We start from the raw sequence: 6,334 nt of genomic DNA on the forward strand, positions 1-6,334 counted from the left end.
TGGCACCCGCCACCGCCTTCTACGTCGTCAAGGACGGCTACACGCTGGGAGAGTGATCGCGACCGGCGGGCGCGGCCGGTGAGCGGCCGGACTTCGGGCCGGACTTCGAGCCGGACCTCGGGCCGGATGTCTGGCCGGCCGTCGCCGAACGGACGCCTCCTCCCGTCGGCCCAGGGAGGGCAAAAGGGGCGGGGCCGGCTCTTGGCGGCCCCGCCCCTCGGCCGTGCCGGTTCAGGGGAGCTTGGCGGCGAGGACGTCGATGGTGCGGATGTCGGGCGCGGTGGCCAAGTGGGTGGGGGCGATCTTCATAAGGGCGGCGGCGATCCGGCCGTTGATGTGTGCGGTGCGGCCGGTCTCGTCGGCGAAGGTGTCGAAGATCCCGAACACGGTGGGGCTCTCCTTGAAGGCGAACCAGGTGACGGTGAGCTCCTCCTCACGAGCCGATGCCAGGGCGTCGCGCAGCAGCGTCTCCACCTCCTCGGCGTGCTCGGGGAGGGCCTCGATGCGGGCCAGCAGCCCGATGTTCGACGTCATGTGTTCCGTCCTCGCTTGTTGTGGTGGCCCGCGTTCTGCGGGCCACCACGAAGCTACGGGCCGTACGCCCCCCGGGGCAGTGGCGCGTCCGGCAGATCCGATACCGTTTCCGCCATGCGCGTCGCCGTGCTGGTGCTTGAGGGTGTGTTCGATTCCGGGTTGGCTGCCGTCCTGGACGTGCTGAGTTGCGCGAACGAGCTGCGAGAGCGGCTGCCCAAGCCGCCACCGCCCTGGCAGGTCACCAAGGTCGGTTTCACCGGCACGGTCCGCACCGGTGCCGGGCACCTGGTCGAGGTGGCCCCGGTCGAGCAGGCCGCCGACTGCGACCTGCTGCTCGTCCCGGCGGTGTCCGAACGCCGGCCCGAGGAACTGGTGCGCTGGGCAGCCGGCGACGACACGGCCCGGGCGCGTGAGTTGCTGGCCGACTTCCGTGCCCGACGTACCCCCGTCGCCTCCGCCTGCGCGGGTACCTTCCTGCTCGCGGAGGCCGGCATCCTGGACGGCCTGCGAGCCACCACCACCTGGTGGCTCGCCCCGCTGTTCCGCAGCCGATACCCGAAGGTGACCCTCGACCAGCAGCGCATGGTGACCAGCTGCGACGGCATCACGACCGCAGGTGCGGCCTTCGGGCACGTCGACCTCGCGCTGACCCTGGTCCGCCGGCGCAGCCCGGCCCTGAGCGACCTGGTCGCCAACTACCTCGTCATCGACGAACGCCCCTCCCAGGCAGCCCACACGATGACCGCCACCCTCGCCGAGAGCGACCCGACGGTCGCCGCCTTCGAACGCTGGGTCCGCGACCACCTCCACGAACCCCTGGCCATCAAGGACGCGGCCGATGCCCTCGGTGTCAGTGAACGCACCCTCCAACGCACCACCCGCGCCGTCCTGGGCACCTCACCGGTGCGTTTCGTCCAGGACCTCCGGATCGAACAGGCCGTCCACCTGCTGCGCACCACGGCCCAGCCGATTGACGCCATCGCCCATCGCGTCGGCTACGAGAACGCCAACACCCTGGGCATCCTGCTGCGAGAACGTACCGGCCGCACCGCGGGCCAGCACCGTCGCAGCCACCACCCCTGACCGGGCGACAGCCGGTAGGGGGTGGAGACGGCTGCCCGGCCGGTGGTCGGCCGCCGCCTGTCCGGTGCCGGTAAACGGGGGAGCCTGCCCATCTCCGGCGCCGCACACGTGAGAAAACCGTTGGCAGGCGGCCTACCGCTGGCTGTTGGATCTCCGATGTCGGTACTGCCGCCCGCTGCGGGCGAACGGAGGAGGGGCGGTCGGATGACTGTTGTGTACGAGCGGCTCGACACCGAGGCGGATGCCGACCAGCTGGTCGCGTTCCTGGCTGGTGAGGTGTGGCCCTTCCATGTGTTCGCCTCGCTGACCGAGGAGACCGTCCGGACGAGGCTGGCGGAGGGGTACTACGACGGCGAGTCGACCCGGAGCTTCTGGATCGGCGAGGACAGCGAGCGAGTCGGCCTGATCCGGCTGGAGGACCTGGACGACGACGCGCCCGTCTTCGATCTGCGGATCGGCGCCGCGCACCGGGGCCGTGGCGTGGGCGGCCGGGCGCTCCAATGGCTGACCGGGTACGTCTTCTCGGAGTTCGCGGACGTCACGCGGATCGAGGGCACCACGCGCCAGGACAACGAGCCGATGCGGCGGGCGTTCCGCCGCGGCGGCTACGTCAAGGAGGCGCACTACCGCGAGGCCTGGCCCGACCAGGACGGCACGCTGTACGACTCGATCGGCTACGGCATCCTGCGGCGGGACTGGCAAACCGGTTCGCGGACCGAGGTGCGCTGGGACGACGAACCGAACGGTCGCTGAGCGGTCGACCGGCGGACCGGCCGAACGCCTCGATTCGCGAGACGACTTGACTCATGGAACGGATTCACCGCGGTGCGGGCCCTGTACAGCGACATTTCAGAAGCAACGCCAGGCAACGGTCGTGGTCGAGCCGCAGAGCAAGCTGCCGGCCAACCACCGGCCCTCGGTGGATCGATCTGATGTTGCGTCACTTTCCGAGCGAATCGGCGCCGTTGTAGCCCACCGGCAGGCCGTCGGCGAAGAACACGTCCGCGGTCATGTGGTCGGTGCGCAGTCTGAGGATCGCCTGGTACGCGGGCGAGTCGTACCAGGCGCGTACCTGGTCGCGGTCGGGGAACTCGATGACGATCAGATCGCCGGTCCAACCGCCCTCGACCGCTTCGACATTGCCGCCGTGCACCAGGAAGCGGCCGCCGAACGGTTCCAGGGTGGCGTCGATCCGCTCGAGGTACTCCACGATGTCGGGGCCGAACTCGACCTGGTGGACGATGGCGACGGCGTAGGCGGGCATGACGACCTCCGGTAGTCCTTGGTGATGGGTGGGCCCGGGTGGCGAGAGCGGATCCGCGCTCGTTCCCCGTCACGTCATCGACGGTATGCCTGGGCACCCGAGCGGCGAATCAGTCGCCTATCAGTCGTCGACTCCGGATGTCGACTGCCCGGCCACACAGCACGGCTTGCCGGGGCTGCGGGCAGGGCTGGTCCGCTTGCTGCCCCCGGCTCTACTCGCGGCCCATGGCTCGTGCAGTTGTTGGCAGAGCCGCGTGGAGCGGGTTGTGGGGCTGGTTCGGGTGCCGTCCTTCACCGGCAGGCTTGCTTGTCCCGCCCGTGTCTTCCGTGCCAACGTCCTGATCGAGCAAGGCGGTTGACCTTCTCAGCCAGGACCGTCGAGCCGGAGGAGGTTCATCGTCCGATGATCCGCCGGAGCCAGCGGGAGCGGGCGTCGCGGGCATCTTGGCTGAGGACGGCCTGCGGTGCGAGTGTGTCGAACCCGTGGAAGGCGCCGGGCCATACGTGCAGTTCGGCCTCGCCGCCGGCCTGCCAGATCGCGTTGGCATAGGCCACGGCCTCGTCCCTGAAGGACTCGGCCGACCCGACCTCGACGTAGGCCGGGGGCAGCTCGGACAGATCCGTGGCGCGAGCAGGGGCCGCGTAGGGCGGCAGGTCAGCAGCCCCGTACAGGTCGCCCAGCAGTGCCTGCCATGCGGTCGCGTTGGAGGTCCGGTCCCAGGTGTCGCGGCCGGCCATCTGGTAGCTGGAGAAGGTGTTGTTGCGGTCGTCGAGCATCGGGCTCAGGAGCAGTTGACCGATCGGAACCGGCCCGCCGCGGTCGCGCGTCAGCAGGGCGAGTGCTGCGGCGAGTCCACCGCCGGCACTCTTCCCTCCGACGATGATGCGGTCCGCGTCGACGCCCAGTCGGGCCGCGTGATCAGCCGCCCAGACGAGTCCGGCATAGCAGTCCTCCACGGGTATGGGGTACTGCGCCTGCGGCGCCAGTCGGTACTCGACGGAGATGACGGCCAGTTGCAGCGGGAGAGCCCATTCGCGAAGCAGCCGCGGAACGACGGACCCTGCATTGCCCATGATCATCCCACCGCCGTGCATGTAGTACAGGAGCGGCAGGGGCCCGGCGATCCCGGCGGGACGTGCGCTGACGAGCCTGACCTCGCTCCCGTCCCGTACCGGCGCACGCAACTCCTCCACCTCGAACCGGTCGTCGGCCTGGAGCTCCCGAATCGTCGGTCTGGGCCGGGCCACAGCATCCCGGTTCTGCCTGGCAGCGAGGCCATCCAGGGTGACGGGCTCCTTCGCCTCCTCTCCCATGGCTGCCAGCACGGTCCGCAGCTCCGGGTCGAAGGGAGGTGCGGGCCGAGCCGTCGAGGCAGGGCCGTGCTCCGGCGGCATTCCACCAACACCCACGACAGGACCTCCCCTTGGCGAGGGATGCCAGGCGGCATCCCGACCAGGACATCTTGTCAGTCTGGCCGCGCCCGTGGGGAACGCGATCCCCTCGAGCCACTGCCACGCGCACCGACTCAGGGACGCCCCCGGCGCCGTTCGCTCGCCGCTCAGCCCCCACCCTGCGCATACCGCATCCATCGGCACGCCACGGGGATCACTACCTGTCACCACCAGTCGGCAGGACGAGGCATGGGTAGTGTGCTGTGGTGATCGAAATACCGGAGATATTCGCGCAGAGCACCGTCGCACGGGAGGGCGAGCGCGGCCGGGTCTGGATCGAGTCGCTGCCCGGGCTTCTCGATGAACTACTCCAGCGCTGGAACTGCACGCCCACGACGCCGATCAGGCATGGCCAGGTGGGGGTAGTCGTGCGGGTGCGGCGGGATGACGGGACGTCGGCCGTACTGAAGGTCTCCTTCCCGCATCCTGGCAACGTTCACGAACCCGACGCCTTCGCGGCGTGGGGCGGACGCGGCGCCGTGCTGCTGCACAGACGGGATGACGCCCGGTTCGCCATGCTGCTGGAGCAGGCCGAGGACGGCAGCCTGGCTGATCTCGACGACGTCGACGAGGCCGTCGCCGTGGCCGGGCAGCTCGCCCGTAGACTGGCCGTCCAGGCTCCGCCCGGTCTGCCGCGGCTCTGCGATCAGGCCGAGAACTGGGAGGAGAAGCTCCGGAGCGACGCCGAGCGGCTCCCCTCCCCGTTGCCGCGGCATGTGGTGCACGCCGCAGTCGCGACCGTCCGGGAGCTCGGCAAGGAACAGCCGGACACGCTGGTCCATGGCGACCTCCACTACGGGAACGTGTTGCGGGGCGAGCGGGAACCCTGGCTGGCCATCGATCCCAAGGGATATGTCGGTGACCCGGCCTACGACGCGATCACCCTGCTCCGCAGCCGGTTCGAGGAACTGCTTGCCGCCGACGACCTGAAGGCGGCCCTGCTACGCCGGCTGGCCACCTTCTCCGAGGCTGCCGGGATCGACCGCGAGCGGGCCCGCCGCTGGGCCCAGGCCCGCGCGGTGACGGCCGCTCACTGGGGCCGTGAGTACGGCGAGCCGGCGTGGCTCGTCCAGGCCACCGACCAGCTGGCGGAGATGCTGGCCTGAACGGCCTTGCGCCGGAAGGTCGGTGGTGCGCCCCGCCTCGAAGAGCGGGGCCGCAGGCCGTCTGTCCGTTGCGCAGGTGAGGAGCCGCAACCCCAGTCGGTCAACTCGAGCCGAGCTCCGGTGCGGCGAAGGCACGTACACGGAGGTTGTGTTGGCGAGTATGGATACCAGTCGATACGGGGTGATTCGCGCCGAACCTCCTGCGCGGCGTTCACGTACTTTCCAACGGCGGTGCGGTGGCGATTCGTTCCCGCCGGCGGTGTGACCTTTCGCCGACCGGACAAGCCTTCTCACTGCACCGGCAGAGCCCCATACTCCTGGATCGGGCCTGGTGGCGGCGGGAGCGGCCGCTGGGAGGTTCAAAGGATCAGCGCCCCTGGGCGGGCGCTTCGAAAACCGCGGGGAGTGGTTCAAGGGTGGAGTCAGGTCTGGTTACCGCAGCGGCTTCGGGTACCTGGAAGTTGGGGGACCGGGAAGTCAACCGCCTCGGTTTCGGCGCGATGAGGCTGACCGGGAACGGGATGGCCGGAAATTCCGCCGGAGCCCCGATCGACCGCGATCTCGCGGTCAGGATCCTGCGGAGCGCGGTCGAGCGCGGTGTGAACCACATCGACACCGCCGCGTTCTACTTCTCACCGCTGCGGTCTGCCAATGAGCTGATCAATCGGGCGTTGGCGCCCTACCCCGACGACCTGGTGATCGTCACCAAGGTGGGACCGGGGCGGGACCCGTCGGGTGAGTGGCTGCCCACGGCCAGGCCCGATCAGCTGCGTGGGCAGGTCGAGGAGAACCTGCGTCAGCTAGGCCCGTACTTCGCGGGTCGTTGAATCGAATGGTTCGGGCCCGGGAACGGTGTCCAAGGCCGCCCCGGTGGCGTTGGATTGGGTGTGTCGATG

The 6,334-nt window shown here is 69.8% G+C and carries 6 protein-coding genes and 1 pseudogene; 4 read left to right on the top strand and 3 right to left on the bottom strand.

Translation table 11 applies throughout. From position 1 onward, the window contains the following. Positions 1-231: 231 nt before the first annotated feature. Positions 232-534: a putative quinol monooxygenase gene (locus tag ABD369_RS36580; RefSeq protein ID WP_344640962.1), complete on the bottom strand. Its 303-nt coding sequence runs from the start codon at positions 532-534 to the stop codon at positions 232-234. Positions 535-648: 114 nt separating this feature from the next. On the opposite strand from ABD369_RS36580, the gene ABD369_RS36585 reads away from it, so the two are divergent. Together ABD369_RS36585 and ABD369_RS36590 are read left to right on the top strand one after the other, a co-directional pair. Further along, complete coding sequence (locus tag ABD369_RS36585; RefSeq protein ID WP_344640963.1) at positions 649-1,617, top strand: GlxA family transcriptional regulator; 969 nt, start codon at positions 649-651, stop codon at positions 1,615-1,617. Positions 1,618-1,821: 204 nt separating this feature from the next. Continuing rightward, positions 1,822-2,370 (top strand): GNAT family N-acetyltransferase, encoded by a 549-nt coding sequence (locus tag ABD369_RS36590; RefSeq protein ID WP_344640964.1) that lies wholly within the window; start codon positions 1,822-1,824, stop codon positions 2,368-2,370. A gap of 187 nt (positions 2,371-2,557) precedes the next feature. On the opposite strand, the gene ABD369_RS36595 is transcribed toward ABD369_RS36590, so the two are convergent. Both ABD369_RS36595 and ABD369_RS36600 read right to left on the bottom strand, forming a co-directional pair. After that, positions 2,558-2,881, bottom strand: coding sequence for a DUF1330 domain-containing protein (locus tag ABD369_RS36595; protein ID WP_344640965.1), 324 nt, complete (start codon positions 2,879-2,881; stop codon positions 2,558-2,560). A gap of 392 nt (positions 2,882-3,273) precedes the next feature. Beyond that, positions 3,274-4,275, bottom strand: coding sequence for an alpha/beta hydrolase (locus ABD369_RS36600; protein ID WP_425557856.1), 1,002 nt, complete (start codon positions 4,273-4,275; stop codon positions 3,274-3,276). 263 nt (positions 4,276-4,538) lie between these two features. Between ABD369_RS36600 and ABD369_RS36605 the strand changes: the two genes are divergently transcribed. Together ABD369_RS36605 and ABD369_RS36610 are read left to right on the top strand one after the other, a co-directional pair. Beyond that, the gene (locus tag ABD369_RS36605) at positions 4,539-5,438 is read left to right on the top strand and encodes an aminoglycoside phosphotransferase family protein (RefSeq protein ID WP_344640966.1); all 900 of its coding nucleotides are present in this window, start codon (positions 4,539-4,541) and stop codon (positions 5,436-5,438) included. Positions 5,439-5,866: 428 nt separating this feature from the next. Continuing rightward, positions 5,867-6,244 (top strand): annotated as a pseudogene (locus ABD369_RS36610) (aldo/keto reductase); the annotation flags it as partial. Positions 6,245-6,334: the final 90 nt, after the last annotated feature.

This window comes from Kitasatospora cystarginea, assembly GCF_039533515.1.
Lineage (GTDB): Bacteria > Actinomycetota > Actinomycetes > Streptomycetales > Streptomycetaceae > Kitasatospora > Kitasatospora cystarginea.

What these genes read in the sequence shown, in the direction of transcription:
- ABD369_RS36580 (WP_344640962.1), bottom strand. Translation starts at nt 534, where the DNA reads ATGACGTCGAACATCGGGCTGCTGGCCCGCATCGAGGCCCTCCCCGAG.
- ABD369_RS36585 (WP_344640963.1), top strand. Translation starts at nt 649, where the DNA reads ATGCGCGTCGCCGTGCTGGTGCTTGAGGGTGTGTTCGATTCCGGGTTG.
- ABD369_RS36590 (WP_344640964.1), top strand. Translation starts at nt 1,822, where the DNA reads ATGACTGTTGTGTACGAGCGGCTCGACACCGAGGCGGATGCCGACCAG.
- ABD369_RS36595 (WP_344640965.1), bottom strand. Translation starts at nt 2,881, where the DNA reads ATGCCCGCCTACGCCGTCGCCATCGTCCACCAGGTCGAGTTCGGCCCC.
- ABD369_RS36600 (WP_425557856.1), bottom strand. Translation starts at nt 4,275, where the DNA reads ATGCCGCCGGAGCACGGCCCTGCCTCGACGGCTCGGCCCGCACCTCCC.